This window comes from Pseudomonas sp. B33.4, assembly GCF_034555375.1.
Classification (GTDB): Bacteria; Pseudomonadota; Gammaproteobacteria; order Pseudomonadales; family Pseudomonadaceae; genus Aquipseudomonas.
Map to the genome: position 1 here is coordinate 2,656,758 of NZ_CP140706.1, position 19,089 is coordinate 2,675,846.

Here is a 19,089-nt window from a genome sequence, read left to right on the forward strand (position 1 = left end):
AATTGTTTGGAATACCATAATATGGTCTGCATCTGAGGGACGACCAAAGAGTCCCCCCGGTTTGGCTTCATACAAAGATAAGAACAGACAAACTCGAGTTCATGCATATGTCCCAGATGTCCCGGCAAGATCCGTTGATCGAGAACCATACGGTCGACTACGTCCCACTCGCGGAACGCCACGGGAAGGCCCGCGACCTATTCACTCTTTGGTTCAGCACCAACATTGCGCCACTGCCCATCGTCACCGGCGCCATGGTGGTTCAGGTGTTCCATCTCGATCTGCTCTGGGGGCTGTTGGCGATTGCGCTCGGGCACATGATTGGCGGGGTGGTGATTGCGCTGGCGTCGGCGCAAGGCCCGCGCATGGGCATTCCGCAAATGGTCCAGAGTCGCGGCCAGTTCGGCCGTTATGGCGCGCTGCTGATCGTGTTCTTCGCGGCGATCATCTACATCGGTTTCTTCATTTCCAACATCGTGCTGGCCGGTAAATCCATTGTCGGCATTGCGCCGTCGGTGCCGGCGCCGTTGAGTATTCTGATCGGCGCACTGGCGGCCACGGCGATTGGCGTGATCGGCTACAACTTCATCCATACGCTGAATCGCATCGGCACCTGGGTGATGGGCAGCGCGTTGCTCGCCGGGTTCATCTATATCTTTGCCCATGACTTGCCGGCGGACTTTCTCACTCGCGGCAGTTTTAACTTGTCCGGCTGGCTGGCGACGGTGTCGCTGGGGATCATCTGGCAAATCAGCTTTTCACCGTATGTGTCTGACTATTCGCGTTACCTGCCGGCGGACATTGGCATTGCCAAGCCGTTCTGGGCGACTTATCTGGGCGCGACGCTGGGGACGATTCTGTCATTCAGCTTCGGCGCCGTGGCGGTGCTGGCGACCCCGGAAGGCACCGAAGCGATGGTCGCGGTCAAGCAATCGACCGGGTGGCTGGGGCCGATTCTGATGGTGTTGTTTCTGCTGAATATCATCAGTCACAACGCGTTGAACCTGTATGGCGCGGTGCTCTCGATCATCACCTCGATCCAGACCTTCGCCAGCCAATGGACGCCGAGCATCAAGGTGCGCGTAGCGTTGTCGAGCGTGGTACTCGCGGGTTGCTGCGTGGTTGCGCTGGGCGCATCGGCGGATTTCATTTCCGAGTTCATCGGTTTGATTCTGGCGCTGCTGCTGGTGCTGGTGCCGTGGGCGTCGATCAACCTCATCGACTTCTACCTGATCAAGCGCGGCTGCTATGACATCACCTCAATCTTCCGCGCCGATGGCGGGATATACGGGCGCTTTAATCTGCACGCGATCATTGCTTACTTCATCGGCATCCTCGTGCAGTTGCCGTTTGCCAATACTTCGCTGTACGTCGGGCCTTACGCCAATCTGGTCGACGGCGCGGATCTGTCCTGGCTGGTCGGCCTGGTGGTGACTGTTCCCCTGTATTACTGCTTGGCGACACGCGGCCAGACACAGCAGAGCAGGGCGGCGAGACTGGGTTACACCGATTGAGCTGATCCGTTACCCGACAATGCCCGGCCAAGTGCCGGGCTTTTTCGTTTACGCATCCCGACGGTCAATCAAATTGGCCACATCGATCCCCTTTTGGCCCATCCCCCACTGGGCTCCAGCTACGCTGTCAGCAAGAATCAAAACCACAACAAGACGCTCGACCCTTTTTACCCTTGGCTACCTTTACAGCCGCTGCCGTGTACAGAACATAAAAACCATCGAACTCACGCTGCCTTTTGGGGAACAACCATGGTCACGATGAAACGCATTCTGGGTGCCACTGTGTGTGGGCTGTCGCTGCTGGCCGGCGCTGTCCAGGCTGAGCAACGCGTACTGCGCGTGTACAACTGGGCGGACTACATCCTGCCGTCCGTGCCCAAGGATTTCGCTGCAAAAAGCGGCATCAAAGTGACCTGGGACACCTTCGATACCAACGAATCCCTTGAAGCCAAACTGCTGACCGGCAACTCCGGTTACGACCTTGTCGTGCCGTCGAACCAGTTCCTTGAAACGCAGATCAAGGCTGGTGTGTTTCAGAAACTGGATAAATCGAAACTGCCGAACTGGAGCCACCAGGATCCGGAACTGCTGAAACTGCTGGGCAAGAACGATCCGGGCAACCAGTACGGTGTGCCTTACATGGTCGGCACCGTGCTGATCGGCTTCAACCCGGCCAAAGTCAAAGCGGCACTGGGCGACAACGCGCCGGTGGACAGCTGGGATCTGGTGTTCAAACCGGAGAACATGGAAAAGCTCAAATCCTGCGGCGTGGCGATGCTCGATTCGCCGACGGAAATCCTGCCGCTGGCTCTGCATTATCTGGGCCTCGACCCGAACAGCCAGAACCCCGCCGACTATGAAAAAGCCAAGGAGCTGATGCTCAAGGTTCGTCCGTACGTGACCTACTTCAACTCGGCCAAGTACATGACCGACATCGCCAACGGCGACATCTGCGTGGCCATCGGTTACTCCGGCAGCTTCTATCAGTTCGGCAACCGCGCCAAAGAGGCGAAAAACGGCGTAGTGGTCGACTGGCGCTTGCCGAAGGAGGGCGCGCCGATCTGGTTCGACACCTTCGCCATTCCGAAGAGCGCGAAGAACGTCGCCGAGGCGCATGAGTTCCTCAACAACCTGCTCGACCCGAAAGTGATCGCGCCGATCAGTGACTTTCTCGGTTACCCGAATGCGAACAAGGATTCGATGCCGCTGATCAACAAGGAAATCACCGACAACCCGAACCTGACGCCGACACCTGAGGCGCTGAAAAACCTCTACGTTGTGCAGCCGTTGCCGCAGAAACTTGAGCGTGTGCGTACACGGGTGTGGACCAGCATCAAGTCTGACAAATAACACCGCTCCCCCTGTAGGAGTGAGCCTGCTCGCGATAGCGCCAGATCAGTCAACATCGCGTCGTTTGACAGACCGCTATCGCGAGCAGGCTCACTCCTACAGGGTTTTATGGTGTGTCATTCAGTGCTGCGTTCGCTTTCTCGGGTGACCACCAGGCTCAGCAAAACCGACCCGAGGATCACCCCACCCACCACCGCCAGCGACCATTCCACCGGCATGTGCAGCCACGGCATCAACACCATCTTGCCGCCGATAAACACCAGCACAATCGCCAGCCCATACTTGAGCAAGTGAAAGCGGTCCGCCATGTCCGCCAGCAGGAAATACAGCGCACGTAATCCCATGATCGCGAAGATATTCGAAGTGAATACAATGAACGGGTCAGTGGTCACGGCGAAGATCGCCGGGATGCTGTCGACCGCGAACATCAAGTCACTGGCCTCGATCAGCACCAACACCAGAAACATCGGCGTGGCCCAGCGCACGCCGTTCTGCAGGACGAAAAAGCGTTCACCATGAAAGCTGCTGGTGATGCGCATATGACTGCGCACCCAACGCAACAGCGGGTTCTTGTCCAGATCCGGTTGCTGCTCGGCGAACACCAGCATCTTGATCCCGGTGAAGATCAAAAACACACCGAACGCATACAGCAGCCATTCGAACTGCGACACCAGCCACACCCCGGCAAAAATCATCACCGCGCGCATCACGATCGCCCCGAGCACGCCGTACAGCAGCACGCGCCGCTGAAGCTCCGGCGGTACGGCGAAGTAGCTGAAGATCATCACGAAGACGAACATGTTGTCGATCGACAGCGATTGCTCGATCAAATAACCGGTGAGGAATTCGAGGGTTTTCTCCCGGGCGATTTCCGCGCCGAACGCGCCGTGCAAATACCACCAGAGCAGGGCCGCGAAGCTCAGTGCAAGCAAGCACCAGGCGATGACCCAGGACAAGGCTTCGCGCACTGACACCCGATGCGCCTTGCGCCCACCGAAGACAAACAGGTCCAATGCCAGCATCGCAAGCACGAAGACGATGAAGGCGCCCCACATCCACGGTTCGCCGATATTGATGTTTGTGGCTGGCATGTCACGCTCCCTGTCTATTATTGGATTGGGGTCAGACGAGGCCATGCTAACGACGGGTTTGCGGCAAAGAAAAATCGTTTATTTCTGCGCAACAGTTCGTTAAAAACGAAGTATCTGCCCTCGTTAACAGCTCGGGCAGTCTTTACGGAGCAACATTTCCAGCGATGAATACCGACATTCTCGAACCTCAAGCGGTGTGCAGCCCGATCACCAGCAGCGCGATTTTCATCGTCGCGACGCTGAATGCCGGGGCTGATGCTGCGCAAACCGTCAAAGACTGGTGCGGCGATGTCGCCGGGCTGGTGCGTTCGGTGGGCAAGCGTGTACCGACCGGCAACCTGACGTGCATCTGCGGCTTTTCTTCGAATGCTTGGGATCGCCTGTTCGGCCATCCTCGGCCAGCGTCGCTGCACGGTTTTCGCGAGTTTGGCGGGGAAGGGCGGCACGCTCCGGCAACCCCGGGCGATCTTCTGCTGCACATTCGCGCCGATCAAATGGACCTGTGTTTCGAACTGGCCACGCAAATCATGGCCGCGCTGGGCGATGCCGTGACCGTGGTCGACGAGGTTCAGGGTTTCCGCTATTTCGACATGCGCAGCATCATCGGATTTGTCGACGGCACGGAAAACCCGGTCGGGCGCAAAGCGGTGAATTTCACCATCGTCGGTGACGAAGATCCGGATTTCAGCGGTGGCAGTTACGTGCTCGTGCAGAAGTACCTGCACAACATGAGCGCCTGGAACGGCTTGAGCGTTGAAGCGCAGGAACGCGTGATTGGTCGCACGAAACTCTCCGACATAGAACTGGATGACGCGGTCAAACCGAGCAACTCGCACAGTGCGCTGACCACCATCACCAACGCTGCAGGCCAGGAGGTGAAGATCCTGCGTGACAACATGCCGTTCGGCCGGCCCGGGGCAGGGGAGTTCGGCACGTTCTTTATCGGTTACGCGCGCTCGCCGGAGCCGATGGAGCAGATGCTGGAAAACATGTTTGTCGGCAAGCCGCCGGGTAACTACGACAAGTTGCTGGATTTCAGTACTGCGGTCACGGGCAGCCTGTATTTCGTGCCGTCAGCAGATTTGCTGGAAGAACTGGCGGATCGCTGATCAACGAAAAAACTCCCCCGGTGTTTCGCCGAACTGTTGGCGAAACGCCGCAATGAACGCCGACGTCGAGTCGTACCCACAGGCCAACGCGACGTCGGTGACGCGTTCACCTTTTTCCAGCGGTGTCAGCGCGCCGAGCAGGCGCAAGCGCTGACGCCAGGCGCGGAAGGTCAGGCCGGTGTCGCGCAGAAAAAGGCGCGTAAGGGTCTTTTCGGTGACGCCGAACTTCTCGCTCCAGTGGCTCAGCGTGGTTTGCTGTTCCGGATGGTGTTCCAGGCTCTGGTAGATCTGCTTTAAGCGCGCGTCTTGCGGCAGCGGCAACATCAGGTCGATCTGCGGCGCTTCGGCCAGTTGATCGAGGATCACTTGGGCGAGACGTCCGTGCGGGCCGCTCTGGTCGTATTCCACGGGAACCTGACTGAACGCGCGGATCAGTTCCCTGAGCAGATCGCTGACGCCGAGCACATGACAGCGCTCGATTGCCCATCCGGCAACGCTGCAATCGATGTAGAGGCTGCGCATTTCCGTGTGCGGCGAGCTGAATACCCGATGCGGCACGCCCGCCGGGATCCACACGGCGCGCTCCGGCGGGGCGACGAAGCGGCCGACGCTGGTCTGGATTTCCAGCACACCCTGAATCGCGTAGGACAACTGCACCCACGGGTGGCTGTGGCGCCGGGTCAGGGCGCGATTGGGCAGCGATTCGGTACGGCCGTAGAGTGGACGCGGCAGGCTGGGCAGCCCGGGAATGCTGCGGCGAACGCTTTTGTCATGTCCTTTACGCGGCATCTTGTGGCTCTTCGGCGTTAGTCGGTAATTGGCAGTCACGTTAGAGTCGTCGGCACGCACTGGCAACCCCCGGATGAACCGACCATGACTCGCCCACGTTTTTTGCCCGATAACTTCACACTGACGCTGATCGGCGTCGTGCTGCTGGCCAGCTTCCTGCCGGCCAGCGGCGAGGTCGCCGTTGGCTTCGGCTGGCTGACCAACATCGCCATCGCGCTGCTGTTTTTCCTGCACGGCGCCAAGCTTTCCCGCGAATCGATCATCGCCGGCGCCGGTCACTGGCGCCTGCATCTGCTGGTGTTCGGTTTGACGTTTGTGCTTTTCCCGTTACTGGGCCTGGCGTTGAAACCGCTGCTGTCACCGCTGATCGGCGACAAGCTGTACATGGGCATGCTTTACCTGTGTGCACTGCCGGCCACGGTGCAGTCGGCAATCGCGTTCACCTCCTTGGCGCGCGGTAATATTCCGGCGGCGATCTGCAGCGCGGCGGCATCGAGCCTGTTCGGGATTTTCCTCACGCCGTTGTTGGTAACGCTGCTGCTCAACGTCCACGGTGATGGCGGTTCGACGCTGGAGGCGATCCTGAAAATCAGCGTGCAATTGCTCCTGCCATTCATTGCCGGGCAGATCGCCCGTCGCTGGATCGGCGCGTGGGTGGGGCGCAACAAGAACTGGCTGAAGTTCGTTGATCAGGGTTCGATTCTGTTGGTGGTCTACGGCGCGTTCAGCGAGGCGGTCAACGAAGGCATCTGGCATCAGATTCCGGTGATTGATCTGCTGGGGCTGGTGGTGGTCTGCTGCATTCTGCTGGCGCTGGTGCTGCTGGCGTCGACGCTGCTGGGCAAGGCCTTCGGCTTCAGCCAGGAAGACCGCATCACCATTCTGTTCTGCGGTTCGAAAAAGAGCCTGGCCACCGGTGTGCCGATGGCGCAGGTGTTGTTTGCCGGTAGCACGATTGGCGTGTTGATTCTACCGCTGATGCTGTTTCATCAGATCCAGTTGATGGTCTGTGCGGTGCTCGCTCAGCGTTATGCGAAACGGCCGGAATCGGTGCCGGAGCTGATGGCGCAAGTCGACCCTTAACTCCCCATGTAGGAGCTGCCGAAGGCTGCGATCTTTTGATCTTGTCTTTGAAAAACAAAGGCAAAAGATCGCAGCCTTCGGCGGCTCTTACAGAGTCCCCGTGTATTTCACGGCGGCAGCCGCCCGCGAAGGCACGTTCAGCGTGCGCAACAGTGAGGACACATGAATCCGCACCGTGAACGGTGAAATATCCAGTTCGCGGGCGATTTCCTTGTTGGTCTTGCCTTGAGCGATCAAGCGCAACACATCCTGCTGACGAGGTGTGAGGGCAGCGCCGGTTTCCAGCGGCAGCAGGCCCGATGGTGCGAACTTCACCAGCACTTCACCTTGGCGAATCGCCAGAATCGCCTGGCCGATTTCATCCGGGGCGATGTTCTTGCCGATGAAACCGTCGATCCCGGCGGCCATGACTTCGTTGATCAGCGACTCATCATCAACCATCGACACCACAATCAGCGTGGTGCGCGGCAGGCGCCGACGCAGTTCGCCGAGCTGGCTGACACAGGTGAGTCCGGGGAAACGCAGGTCGAGAATCAAGGTGTCTGGTTCGTCACCCAAAGGCAGCAGGGCCAGCACCGCGTCGAGATCGCCGGCTTCTTCGATAACGGCTTCGGGCAGCAACCGCTGCACCGTGCGCAGCATCGCTTCGCGAAACATCGGGTGATCGTCGGCTATGATAATTCGGCAGTTCATGGCATGACCCTCCCTGGGTCAGGCGTTACTCAAGGCTTGCACCTTAGCACCGGGCGCGAAGGTTGCCTGTAGGCTGATTCGGAAACTGACGATTGCCGCACAAGGACGTTTAACCATGAAGTTCGAGAAAAACACCGAACTCGACCAAGCCAATCTGCGCATCATCATCGCCAGTATTGCCGTGGTTTACATGCTCATACTGGGCTTTTTGCCGGGCCAGCGCTTCGATACCTATCTGCCGGTGATCACCTACATCATTGTGTTTTTGCTGGCCTCGATCGGCTTGCGTCAGGCGATTGCGCGCTGGCCGGGGCATTATCCGGCGCGACGGATTTTCGCCATGGTTCACGATTACACCGGCACCTGCTTCGGGCTGGTGATCGGTGGTGAGGCGGCGTTGCCGCTGTATGCGGTGATTATCTGGGTCAACCTCGGCAATGGCATGCGTTATGGCTCGCGCTATCTGGCGATCGCCACGGCGCTGGCGTTAGTGGCGTTGCTGTGTGTTTATCGGCTGACGCCAGTGTGGCAGGCGCAACCGTTCATGGTGTTGATGCTGATGCTTACCAGCACGGTGATTCCGTTTTATGCGCACTTGTTGCTGGAACGTACGCGCAAGGCCTCCGAAGAGGCGGTGGCGGCGAATCTGGAAAAGTCGCGATTTCTCGCTCAGGCCAGTCATGATTTGCGCCAGCCGATTCATTCGATTGGTCTGTTTACCGCGTGCCTGCGTGAGTCGCACTTGGGTGAAGACGAGCGGCGGTTGGTCGACAACATCGACCGTTCGTTGCTCAACGTGTCGCAATTGTTCCGCTCGATTCTCGACCTGTACACCCTCGACAACGGGCGCGTGTTGCCCAAACTGCAAAGCGTGAATCTCGGCGAATGGCTGGCGGAGCTGATCCGTCAGAACGCCGAGGCGGCGCGTTGGGCAGGCGTGGAGCTGCGTTTGCGTCCTTGTTCCTACTGGGTTCAGACCGATCCGGCGTTGCTGGCGACTATGGTGCAGAACGTGCTGTCCAACTGCTTCAAATACGGTGCGCACCGGCCCGTATTGATTGGCGTGCGCCGGCGCGGGGCAGGGCTGGCCGTTGTGATTTATGACCAAGGCAACGGTATCGCCGATGAGCATCTGGGCAAGGTGTTCGATGAGTTTTATCGGGTGCGGCAAGTGCGCGACAAGGATGTCGAAGGCGTTGGGCTGGGGCTGTCGATCGTCAAGCGGTTGGGTGAATTGATCGGTGTCGACGTTGCTCTGCGCTCGCGGCTCGGGCGGGGAACGGCGGTGACTTTGTACGGCTTGCCGATCACCGCGCCACCGCAGGTAACGGTCAATCGGAATGAGGCGCGCCAAGTCGGTTTGCTGACCGGGCTGAAGGTGTGCCTGGTGGAAGATGACCGCAATGTGCTGCTGGCGACTTCAGCGTTGCTGGAGCGTTGGGGCTGTGTGGTTCAGGCCGAGTTGACGGCTCAGGACCTGGTCACCGACTGCGACATCATCGTCGCCGATTATGACCTCGGCAGCCATGCCACCGGCGTCGAATGTATCGATGATGTGCGCCGGCAGCGCGGTTGGGCGGTACCGGCGATGATCATCACCGGGCATGACGTCGAGAAAATCCAGGCAGCCCTGCACGACCGCGACATCGCCATCCTGTCCAAACCGGTACGCCCGGCCGAACTGCGCGCAACTTTGCGAGACTTGCGCGATCACCAACCGCAAACCCAACCCCCGTAGGAGCTGCGGCACGCTGCGATCTTTTGATCTTCATTTTCAGGATCAAAATCAAAAGATCGCAGCCTCGTTGCACTCGACAGCTCCTACAGGGTTAGTGCGTGTTCAGCGCTTGCACAGGTAATCCTGGGTGATGGTGGTCTGCAGGCAGTTGTACTGGCCCATGGTGCGGCAGATGTTTTTCTCGGAGCCGGTGACCTCGGCGTTTTTGTAGCCCCAGGTCTTGCAGCGTTGCGCGGCGACGGTCAGGCCTTGTTCGGCGCTGGTCTGGCCGCTTTCGAATTGGCCCAGTTCATAGGAGACCTGGACGACGCCATCGTTTTTGCTGCCGCCGGTGGCTTCCCACTGTTTCGGCGTGGCGCAGCCAGTCAGGAACAGGGCGCTGAGGGTGAGTGTTGCGATCAGGGTTTTCATGGGCAAACGTGTCCTTTACCGGGCGGGGAAGTTACTGCAGTGGAATCGGCGAGGCGCCTTTCGGCAGGCATGACAGCGGCGGAGACATCATGCCCATGCTCGCCACGGCGATGATTACGCCGCTGGGCAACTCACAGTTGTATTCCCCGGCCGGGGTGTAGGCGGTGTAGTAAGTGAGGGTGCTGTCGTTGCGGATGTTGTCTATTTTCGACACCGGTTTACCAATCACCGTTTGCGCGCGTTCTTTCATGCTCGCTTCAGTGGGCTTGACGGTCTGACAGCCGGCCACGCCGAGCAGCACGGCGCCGACCAAGGCGATCTTGCAGAGGTTTGTATGGAGTTTCATGGTGTGTCTTCCTTGGTGTTGTTCTGATTTCCAGGCACAACGATCCCGCACGCTGCGAACAGGCAACGTTGGGGAACATCGGGGGTGCGGGGGAATATAACGCCGGGTGGCAGGGCGGTCGATTAGCACAAATGTGCTAGTGCGATGCTCAACAGGCGGTTCGCTGGAACCGCCCGTTGGGCCAAGGGAAGATTACTGCGGGCTGTTGAACTGGTCGGAATAACTGCCCGTCATCAACGCGGATGCAACACGATCAGAACCGACGCCGACGCGGGAATAGGCAACCCGGTTGACGCCAGTGCGATCGGCGCCATCCGCAGCCAGTGCGCCCGCACCGACATGATCAGCACCGTCAGAAGCCACGGCGCCTGCACCGACATGGTCGGCACCGTCAGAAGCCACCGCGCCTGCACCGACATGGTCGGCGCCATCGGACGCAACGGCTCCTGCACCTACATGATCGGCACCATCAGAAGCGACTGCACCGGCACCGACATGGTCGGCGCCATCGGACGCAACGGCTCCTGCACCTACATGATCGGCACCATCAGAAGCGACTGCACCGGCACCGACATGATCAGCCCCATCCGATGCCACCGCCCCGGCACCCACATGATCCGCCCCGTCGGACGCCAACGCCTGCGGCTGCGCCGCCCAGACATTGGGCACCACAACGGTCGCCACGACCGCCAGAAGCACGCCTGACAACAGCTTGTGTTTCATAGTTTTTCTCCACGACCCAGCAGCCACAAAGCGATAAGGCATCGTTCGCCGCGTGTTCGCGGGCGCTACGACTGATTTGGCTCGGGTTAACCTGGTTGGCGAAAGGCACGGGCACACCATCCGGCGCGCGGGTGTCGACAGAAACATGATCGAACTGATTGAGTATAGATCGCGATTGCGAAGCGGTAGGGCGGGGGGATCGACGGGCGTTAGGCGCTTCTCTTCCTGCCCGATTCGGGCAAAGCTCAAATCAGTCTAAAAACACTGATTCGCGCTGACCAGCCTTTGCTAGGCTCAAAGATGTAGGCGAAGACGCAGACTGATGCGCAATCGGATAGCAAGGGGGCGTGGGGCGCGCTCCGAAAGGTACACGGTTAGAAAGATCTCCGCGCTGAGATCCAGCCCTTATGCCGTGTGAAGCAGCCGAGGCCGTACCTTTTCAATTTGGCCCGGTACTGTGGGAAGCCCGATAAACCTTGTAAGCCAGAGACCAGCACTGGCCGCCTACTCGAACACCAAAGCCCGCTTCGTGCGGGCTTTGTCGTTCCTGCAAGGTCAGATCGCTTGCAGCGCCTGCGCCAGGTCAGCGCGCAGGTCTTCGACGTCTTCAACGCCAACCGACAGTCGCACCAGACCATCGCCGATCCCCAGTTTGGCGCGGGTATCAGCCGGAATGGTCGCGTGAGTCATGATCGCCGGGTGCTCGATCAGACTTTCTACGCCACCGAGACTTTCCGCCAACGCGAAGATCTTCACGTTCTCGAGAAAGCGCCGCGCACCATCCAGATCACTGTTCAGATCGACGGAAATCATCCCGCCGAAACCGCGCATCTGGCGCTTGGCCAATTCATGCTGCGGATGCGAGGCCAGCCCCGGATAGTAGACGCGTTTGACCTGCGGCTGTTGTTCCAGCCACTGCGCCAGATCCAGCGCGTTGCTGCAATGACGTTCCATGCGCAGTGCCAGGGTTTTCACCCCGCGCAGGGTCAGAAACGCATCGAACGGCCCGGCAATCGCACCGACTGCGTTCTGCAAGAAGCCCAGTTTCTCGGCCAGTTCTTCGTTCTGCCCGACCACGGCGATGCCGCCGATGACGTCGGAGTGACCGTTCAGGTACTTGGTGGTCGAGTGCAGCACGATGTCGAAACCCAACTCCAGCGGCCGCTGGATATACGGGCTGGCAAAGGTGTTGTCGGCCACGCAGATAATCCCGCGAGCACGGCAAATACGTGCGATCGCAGCCAGATCCGACAGGCTCAGCAGCGGGTTGGTCGGCGTCTCGACCATGACCATGCGCGTGTCGTCCTGCAACGACGCTTCGAACGCCGACAGATCGGCTAGATCAACGAAGCTGAAACGGTGCCCGGCGCTGCGCTGACGGACCTTGTCGAACAGGCGGAAGGTGCCGCCATACAAGTCGTTGCCAGAGACGATGTGCGAACCGGCATCGAGCAATTCCAGCACCGTGGAAATCGCCGCCAACCCGGAGGCAAAGGCGAATGCGCGGGTGCCACCTTCAAGATCCGCCACGCAACGCTCCAGGGCAAACCGCGTCGGGTTGTGCGAGCGGCCGTAATCGAAACCCTTGTGCACGCCGGGGCTGTCTTGCAGGTAGGTGGAGTTGGCGTAGATCGGCGGCATCAGCGCGCCGGTGGTCGGGTCCGGCGTCTGCCCGGCGTGGATCACCCGGGTCGCGAAGCCTTGGGATTTATCGTCGTGCTGACTCATGCGAGGGATCTCCGTAATTGGTTGAGCATGTCGGTGCGAGTGATCAGACCATGGAAGCCCGATGCATCGGCAATGATGGCGACGAGGCCACGGCTGAGCACCGATTCCAGCTCGGCAAGGCTGGCGCCCGGCGCGAGGGTTTGCAGCTTGTCGGTCATCACGCTGGACACCGATTGACTGAAGCGCGCGGCATCTTCGTGCACTGGCAGCAGGATGTCTGATTCATCGATCACGCCGACCAGTTGCTTGCCTTCCACCAGCACCGGCAACTGCGAAACATCGGCCAGGCGCATGCGCTGGAACGCGGTCAGCAGGGTGTCGTCGGGGCCGACGCTGATCACGCGGCCGTCTTCGAAACGCCGGGCGATCAGGTCACGCAGGTCGCCATAACCTTTGCGCTGTAGCAGGCCTTGATCGGTCATCCATTGGTCGTTGTAGACCTTCGACAGATAGCGCGTGCCGGTGTCGCAGACGAAACTCACCACGCGTTTCGGCTCGGTCTGTTCGCGGCAGTAACGCAGCGCCGCCGCGAGCAGGGTGCCGGTCGACGAGCCACCGAGAATGCCTTCAGCCTTGAGCAACTGGCGGGCGTGATCGAAGCTTTCTTCATCGCTGATCGAGTAGGCGTGGCGCACGCTGGAGAGGTCGGTGATCGACGGAATGAAGTCCTCGCCGATACCTTCCACCGCCCATGAACCCGGCGTTGGCAGAGAGCCGTCGCGGCTGTATTGCGCCATCACCGAACCGACGGGATCGGCCAGGACCATTTCCAGATCCGGCTGCACACGCTTGAAGAAGCGACTCAGGCCAGTCAGGGTTCCCGCGGAACCGACACCGACGACGATGGCGTCCAGATCATGTTCGGTCTGCGCCCAGATTTCTGGCGCGGTGCTGCATTCGTGGGCCAGCGGGTTGGCCGGGTTATTGAACTGATCGGCGAAAAATGCGCCGGGAATGTCTTTGGCCAAACGGGCGGCGACGTCCTGGTAATACTCGGGATGGCCCTTGCCGACATCGGAGCGGGTGATGTGTACCTCGGCGCCCATGGCCTTCAAGTGCAGGACTTTCTCGGTGGACATTTTGTCCGGCACCACCAGCACCACGCGATAGCCTTTGGCACGGCCAACCAATGCCAGGCCCAGGCCGGTGTTGCCGGCAGTGGCTTCGACGATGGTGCCGCCGGGTTGCAGGCGACCATCACGTTCGGCGGCGTCGATCATGGCCAGACCGATGCGGTCCTTGATCGAACCACCGGGGTTCTGCGACTCGAGTTTGAGAAACAGCGTGCAAGGCCCAGTGTCGAAGCGGGTGACTTGCACAAGCGGAGTATTGCCGATCAGCCCAAGTACGGCAGGGCGTGATTCCTTTGACATTTCTTCACCTCTTAGTGGTGTTGATCGCGTTCCAATCGCGGGGAAAAGACTCGCGTGCAACATAGGCTCAGACATCGGCTGTCGCAACCTTTAGTCGGTCGCCAATTCAGCCATTTCGATCTAACGATAGATCGAAATCAAAGACCTGCCGGGGCGGGTTTGAGTGCGTTTACACAGAGGCGTCATCGAGTTTTCAAAGGGCGTCGTTACGCTCACCAATCGCTTGATCTGTGAAGAAATTTCCTGCTGCGAAAACGGTTTGATGTTTTTGCCAAAGCACAAGTCAGAGGTGTTTTCAGCAACGATTTGATCATGAGGGAAACTCGTGTTGATCAAGATTAAATTGAGTTTGTCTCACTAGCTACCGATGCCGACAATGGCCGCCATCAACAAGACATTGGAGTTGTTTGTTATGGCACTGGCCCATTCCCTTGGATTTCCGCGCATCGGTCGCGACCGCGAACTGAAGAAAGCGCAAGAGGCGTTCTGGAAAGGAGAACTGAACGAGGCCGGCCTGCGTGAAGTGGGTCGCGAGCTGCGCAAGGCCCACTGGGACCTGCAGAAAAATGCCGGTATCGAATTGCTCCCGGTCGGCGATTTTGCCTGGTACGACCAGGTCCTGACGCACTCGCTGATGTTCGGTGTGATCCCTGAACGCTTCCGTCCGCACGACGGCAAAGCCCATCTGCAGACCCTGTTCGCCATGGCCCGTGGCGTCAGCGACAGTTGCTGCGGCGGCGCGCACGCCCAGGAAATGACCAAGTGGTTCGACACCAACTACCACTACCTGGTCCCGGAATTCAGCGTGGATCAGCAGTTTCAGTTGGGCTGGGAGCAGTTGTTCGAAGAGGTCGAAGAAGCACGCACACTGGGCCATAACGTCAAACCGGTGATCATCGGCCCGCTGACGTATCTGTGGCTGGGCAAGGCCAAAGGTGCCGAGTTCGACAAGCTGGAATTACTTGATCGTTTGCTGCCGCTGTACGGGCAGATTTTCTCGCGTCTTGCTGCTCAAGGCGTCGAGTGGGTACAGATCGACGAGCCGATTCTGGTGCTCGACCTGCCGCAGGAATGGAAGAACGCTTTCGAGCGTGCCTACAACCAGATCCAGCGAGATCCGCTGAAAAAACTGCTGGCCACGTACTTCGGTGGCCTGGAAGAAAACCTCGGTCTGGCCGCCAACCTGCCGGTCGACGGTTTGCACATAGATCTGGTGCGCGCACCGGAGCAATACCCGACCATTCTTGATCGCTTGCCGGCTTATAAAGTGTTGTCCCTGGGCGTGGTCAACGGCCGTAACGTCTGGCGCTGCGACCTGGAAAGTGCCTTGGCGACGTTGCAGCATGCCCATGAGCGTCTGGGCGATCGGCTGTGGGTGGCGCCGTCCTGCTCGTTGCTGCACAGCCCGGTGGATCTGGCTCGTGAAGACAAACTGGATGCCGAGTTGAAAAGCTGGCTGGCTTTCGCTGTGCAGAAGTGCGAAGAAGTCGCGGTGCTGGCTCAAGCGGTCAACGAACCTGAAGCGCCGAAAGTGCTGCGCGCATTGACTGAAAGCCGCGCGGTGCAGGCTGCCCGCGCTGCGTCGCCGCGTATTCACAAACCTGCGGTGCAAGCCCGGGTTGCCGCTATCACGGCCAAGGACAGTCGGCGTCAGTCGCTGTTCGCCCAGCGCATTGCCAAGCAGCGCGCCGGACTCGATCTGCCATTGTTCCCGACCACGACGATCGGTTCGTTCCCGCAAACTGCGTCGATTCGCCTCGCTCGTCAGTCGTTCAAACAAGGCAAGTTGACCGAAGCCGAATACACCGAAGCCATGCACAGCGAAATCCGCCACGCGGTGGAAATCCAGGAGCGCCTGGGCCTCGACGTGCTGGTGCACGGTGAAGCCGAGCGCAACGACATGGTCGAATATTTCGCCGAGCAACTCGATGGCTACGTGTTCACCCGTTTTGGCTGGGTGCAAAGCTACGGTTCGCGTTGTGTGAAACCGGCAGTGATTTTCGGCGACCTCAGCCGTCCGCAAGCCATGACTGTCGAGTGGATCCGCTACGCCCAAGGCCTGACCGACAAAGTCATGAAAGGCATGCTGACCGGCCCGGTGACCATGCTGATGTGGTCGTTCCCGCGTGAAGACGTCAGTCGTGAAGTGCAGGCGCGGCAACTGGCACTGGCGATTCGCGACGAAGTGGTGGATCTGGAAGCCGCTGGCATCAAGATCGTGCAGATCGACGAAGCGGCGTTCCGTGAGGGGCTGCCGTTGCGTCAGGCGCAGTGGCAGCATTATCTGGACTGGGCGACGGAAGTGTTCCGCCTGTGCGCCTCGGGTGTGCGCGACGAAACGCAGATCCACACGCACATGTGCTACAGCGAGTTCAACGACGTGATCGAGTCGATTGCGGCGATGGATGCCGACGTGATCACCATCGAGACTTCGCGTTCGGACATGGAATTGCTGGATGCCTTCGAAGCCTTCGCGTACCCCAACGAAATCGGCCCGGGCGTTTATGACATTCACTCGCCACGCATCCCGGATGCTTCGGAAATGGCTAATCTGCTGCGCAAGGCTGCCAAGCGGATTCCGGCCGAGCGGCTGTGGGTCAACCCGGACTGCGGTTTGAAAACCCGTGGCTGGCCGGAGACGGAAGCGGCGCTGGTGCACATGGTCACCGCTGCCCGCCAGTTGCGCAAAGAGCTGGCCTGACACGAATAAACACCCCCCTGTAGGAGCTGCCGCAGGCTGCGATCTTTTGATGTTGGCTGTTAGAAAACAGGATCAAAGGATCGCAGCCTGCGGCAGCTCCTACAGGTAGACGGATGGCTGGCATCGCCGGGAGGCTGTTGTTAATGTGGCCAGCCGCAGTCCAGGTGTTTGCCGTTACATGAGTCATCAACCGATTATTCAGGCAGTGTCTGAAGCAGACATTGCCCAGGTGCTGGATTTTGTTCTAAAGGCCCGCGCCGAGCTTTTCCCGAAGCTGAGCGCGACGGGTATGCCCGACGATCTGGCGCGTTTTGCCGAGGTTTATCTGCATGGGGCAGGGCGCTTTCTGATTGCTCGGCAGGCGGGGCAAATCGTCGCGTCCATCGGCTATCTTCCTTACGACCGACGCTTCCCGCACCTTGTCTATCCCGACCGCACAGTGGTGGAGGTAGTGCGTCTGTTCGTCCTGCCTGCGCAGCGCCGTTCAGGGCTGGCCGGCGCACTGTATCGATCACTCAAGGATCTGGCACTCGCCAACGCAGTAGACGTGATTTACCTGCACACCCATCCGTTTCTGCCGGGCGCCATCGCGTTCTGGCAGCGGCAGGGTTTCGAGATCATCGATGTCGACGCTGACCCGGTCTGGCAGACCATTCACATGCACAGCGTCATGAGTGGAATCGAAGAATCTGCGCCCCATCAAACGGGTCCGTCAGGTAGTGCGCCCTGACTCCGAAGGTCTCCTGTAACCGCTGCGGTGTCAGCACCGCCAACGGTTCGCCCAGCGCCACCAGCCGCCCGCGTTCCAGCACCGCAAGACGATCACATTTCAGCGCCTGATTGAGATCATGCAGCGCAATCAGCGTGGTCACCGGCAACGCCTGCACCACGTTGAGAATGGTCAGTTGATGCTGAATGTCGAGGTGATTGGCCGGCTCGTCGAGCAACAAAATCTGCGGTCGCTGCGCCAATGCCCGAGCGATATGCACCCGCTGCCGTTCACCCCCCGACAGGCTGCGCCAGAGACGCGTGCGCAGGTGCATCGCGTCAACGTCGGTGAGCGCCTGCTCGACGATGGCATTGTCCGCCGCCGACCATGGTTGCAGCGCCGACAACCACGGCGTGCGCCCCAACGCCACGGCATCGAACACGCGAATGCCGTCGTCGGTGTCGGCCTGTTGTTCAACGACCGCGAGCTTTTGCGCAATGCTGCGCCGGGCCATTTTGCCGAGGCGCTGACCTTCAAGCAGCACCTCACCAGCGCTCGGTTCGCGCAACCCGGCCAGCAATTTCAGCAGGGTGGATTTGCCCGCGCCATTCGGCCCGACGATGCCCAGCGTCTCGCCGCGCTGCACCTTAAGGCTGACACCGCTGAGCAACTCGGCGCCACGCACTCTGAAGCTCAGACCAGAACAACCCAAAACACTGCTCATCGTGCGGACCTGCGGCCAACCAGAATCAAGGCAAACACCGGCGCACCGACCAGTGCGGTAATCACCCCGACCGGAATCACCTGACCCTTGATCAGCGTACGTGACAACACATCAGCGGCAATCAGAAACACCGCGCCACCCAATGCACTGGCCGGCAGCAGGCGTGCATGGCCGGTGCCAAGCAACAGGCGCGCCGCGTGGGGGATCACCAGACCGACAAAACCGATCGAGCCGACAATCGACACCATCACTGCCGTCACCAGCGCCGCGCAGCCAATCAGCAGAATTTGCACGCGTCGCACCGGAATGCCGAGAGATGCCGCCGAATCCGCGCCAAAGGTAAACGCATCCAGCGCCCGCCGATGCCACAGACACACAATCAACCCCAACACGGCCACCGGCACCGCCAGCCACACCGATGGCCAGCGCACGCCACCGAGATTGCCCAGCAGCCAGAACATGATCCCGCGTGCCTGCTCGGAGCTGGCCGAGCGGGTGATCAAAAACGCCGTGAGCGCGTTGAACAACTGCGAGCCAGCGATCCCCGCGAGAATGATTTGCCCGGTGCCGCTCGCCGAGCCGCTGACCCGCGCCAACAGAATCACCAGCACAAACGCTGTAACTGCCCCGGCAAAGGCACCGACGGATAACGAAATCATTCCGGCGCCAACCCCGAGCAACGCCACCATCACCGCCCCGGTCGAAGCGCCGGCAGAAATCCCCAGCAGATACGGATCGGCCAACGGGTTGCGCAGCAGCGACTGCAAAATCACCCCGCACGTCGCCAGACCGGCACCGCACGCGGCCGCGACCAGTGCGCGGGTCAGGCGGTAGTTCCAGACGATGCCTTCATCGATAGGGTCGAGCACATAACCGGCGCCCCACAATTTGTTCGCCAGCACTTGCACGACCACGCCCGGTTCAATCGAGGTTTCACCAATGGCCACGCCAGCAACCACTGCAATCAACAGCGTCGCCAGGGCCAGCAACGTACGGATCAGACTGGC

Annotated in this window: 17 protein-coding genes; 7 read left to right on the plus strand and 10 right to left on the minus strand. The window is 59.9% G+C overall.

The window, feature by feature from the left end:
- Positions 1 to 107: 107 nt before the first annotated feature.
- Complete coding sequence (locus U6037_RS11800; RefSeq protein WP_322846869.1) at positions 108 to 1,514, plus strand: purine-cytosine permease family protein; 1,407 nt, start codon at positions 108 to 110, stop codon at positions 1,512 to 1,514.
- Positions 1,515 to 1,763: 249 nt separating this feature from the next.
- Positions 1,764 to 2,864 (plus strand): polyamine ABC transporter substrate-binding protein, encoded by a 1,101-nt coding sequence (locus tag U6037_RS11805; protein ID WP_322846870.1) that lies wholly within the window; start codon positions 1,764 to 1,766, stop codon positions 2,862 to 2,864.
- A 116-nt stretch (positions 2,865 to 2,980) separates the two neighbouring features.
- Here the strand turns inward: U6037_RS11805 and U6037_RS11810 are convergent, their stop codons facing one another.
- Complete coding sequence (locus U6037_RS11810) at positions 2,981 to 3,955, minus strand: TerC family protein (protein WP_322846871.1); 975 nt, start codon at positions 3,953 to 3,955, stop codon at positions 2,981 to 2,983.
- A gap of 164 nt (positions 3,956 to 4,119) precedes the next feature.
- On the opposite strand from U6037_RS11810, the gene U6037_RS11815 reads away from it, so the two are divergent.
- Entirely contained in the window at positions 4,120 to 5,064 is a 945-nt protein-coding gene (locus U6037_RS11815; RefSeq protein ID WP_322846872.1) for a Dyp-type peroxidase, read from the plus strand.
- Here U6037_RS11815 and U6037_RS11820 read toward each other — a convergent pair whose 3' ends face one another.
- Positions 5,065 to 5,853: a helix-turn-helix transcriptional regulator gene (locus U6037_RS11820; RefSeq protein WP_322846873.1), complete on the minus strand. Its 789-nt coding sequence runs from the start codon at positions 5,851 to 5,853 to the stop codon at positions 5,065 to 5,067.
- A gap of 84 nt (positions 5,854 to 5,937) precedes the next feature.
- On the opposite strand from U6037_RS11820, the gene U6037_RS11825 reads away from it, so the two are divergent.
- Positions 5,938 to 6,936, plus strand: coding sequence for a bile acid:sodium symporter family protein (locus U6037_RS11825; RefSeq protein ID WP_322846874.1), 999 nt, complete (start codon positions 5,938 to 5,940; stop codon positions 6,934 to 6,936).
- A gap of 87 nt (positions 6,937 to 7,023) precedes the next feature.
- Here the strand turns inward: U6037_RS11825 and U6037_RS11830 are convergent, their stop codons facing one another.
- Positions 7,024 to 7,629: a response regulator transcription factor gene (locus tag U6037_RS11830; protein ID WP_322846875.1), complete on the minus strand. Its 606-nt coding sequence runs from the start codon at positions 7,627 to 7,629 to the stop codon at positions 7,024 to 7,026.
- A gap of 115 nt (positions 7,630 to 7,744) precedes the next feature.
- Here U6037_RS11830 and U6037_RS11835 point away from each other — a divergent pair, with 115 nt between their 5' ends.
- Positions 7,745 to 9,367 (plus strand): hybrid sensor histidine kinase/response regulator, encoded by a 1,623-nt coding sequence (locus U6037_RS11835; RefSeq protein ID WP_322846876.1) that lies wholly within the window; start codon positions 7,745 to 7,747, stop codon positions 9,365 to 9,367.
- Between the two features lie 102 nt (positions 9,368 to 9,469).
- Here the strand turns inward: U6037_RS11835 and yecR are convergent, their stop codons facing one another.
- The 5 genes from yecR to U6037_RS11860 form a co-directional block, all read right to left on the minus strand.
- Positions 9,470 to 9,778: a YecR family lipoprotein gene (yecR, locus tag U6037_RS11840; protein WP_007918065.1), complete on the minus strand. Its 309-nt coding sequence runs from the start codon at positions 9,776 to 9,778 to the stop codon at positions 9,470 to 9,472.
- Between the two features lie 31 nt (positions 9,779 to 9,809).
- Entirely contained in the window at positions 9,810 to 10,124 is a 315-nt protein-coding gene (locus tag U6037_RS11845; RefSeq protein ID WP_322846877.1) for a hypothetical protein, read from the minus strand.
- 192 nt (positions 10,125 to 10,316) lie between these two features.
- On the minus strand, positions 10,317 to 10,847 hold the full coding sequence (locus U6037_RS11850; protein WP_322846878.1) for a phage infection protein: 531 nt from the start codon (positions 10,845 to 10,847) through the stop codon (positions 10,317 to 10,319).
- 555 nt (positions 10,848 to 11,402) lie between these two features.
- Positions 11,403 to 12,575 (minus strand): cystathionine gamma-synthase, encoded by a 1,173-nt coding sequence (locus tag U6037_RS11855; protein WP_322846879.1) that lies wholly within the window; start codon positions 12,573 to 12,575, stop codon positions 11,403 to 11,405.
- Positions 12,572 to 13,948 carry a pyridoxal-phosphate dependent enzyme gene (locus U6037_RS11860; RefSeq protein WP_105705023.1) on the minus strand — a complete coding sequence of 459 codons (1,377 nt, stop codon included), beginning with the start codon at positions 13,946 to 13,948 and terminating at the stop codon, positions 12,572 to 12,574. The genes U6037_RS11855 and U6037_RS11860 overlap by 4 nt, the downstream gene beginning before the upstream one ends.
- A gap of 412 nt (positions 13,949 to 14,360) precedes the next feature.
- Here U6037_RS11860 and metE point away from each other — a divergent pair, with 412 nt between their 5' ends.
- Together metE and U6037_RS11870 are read left to right on the plus strand one after the other, a co-directional pair.
- A complete protein-coding gene (metE, locus tag U6037_RS11865; protein WP_322847311.1) occupies positions 14,361 to 16,649 on the plus strand; it encodes a 5-methyltetrahydropteroyltriglutamate--homocysteine S-methyltransferase in 2,289 nt (762 codons plus the stop codon).
- Positions 16,650 to 16,827: 178 nt separating this feature from the next.
- Positions 16,828 to 17,379, plus strand: a complete 552-nt coding sequence (locus tag U6037_RS11870) for a GNAT family N-acetyltransferase (protein WP_322846880.1) — start codon at positions 16,828 to 16,830, stop codon at positions 17,377 to 17,379.
- Here U6037_RS11870 and U6037_RS11875 read toward each other — a convergent pair.
- Both U6037_RS11875 and U6037_RS11880 read right to left on the minus strand, forming a co-directional pair.
- On the minus strand, positions 17,318 to 18,082 hold the full coding sequence (locus U6037_RS11875) for an ABC transporter ATP-binding protein (RefSeq protein WP_322846881.1): 765 nt from the start codon (positions 18,080 to 18,082) through the stop codon (positions 17,318 to 17,320). The two genes, U6037_RS11870 and U6037_RS11875, sit on opposite strands and share 62 nt — an antisense overlap.
- Entirely contained in the window at positions 18,079 to 19,083 is a 1,005-nt protein-coding gene (locus tag U6037_RS11880; protein WP_322847312.1) for an iron ABC transporter permease, read from the minus strand. The genes U6037_RS11875 and U6037_RS11880 overlap by 4 nt, the downstream gene beginning before the upstream one ends.
- Positions 19,084 to 19,089 lie beyond the last annotated feature (6 nt).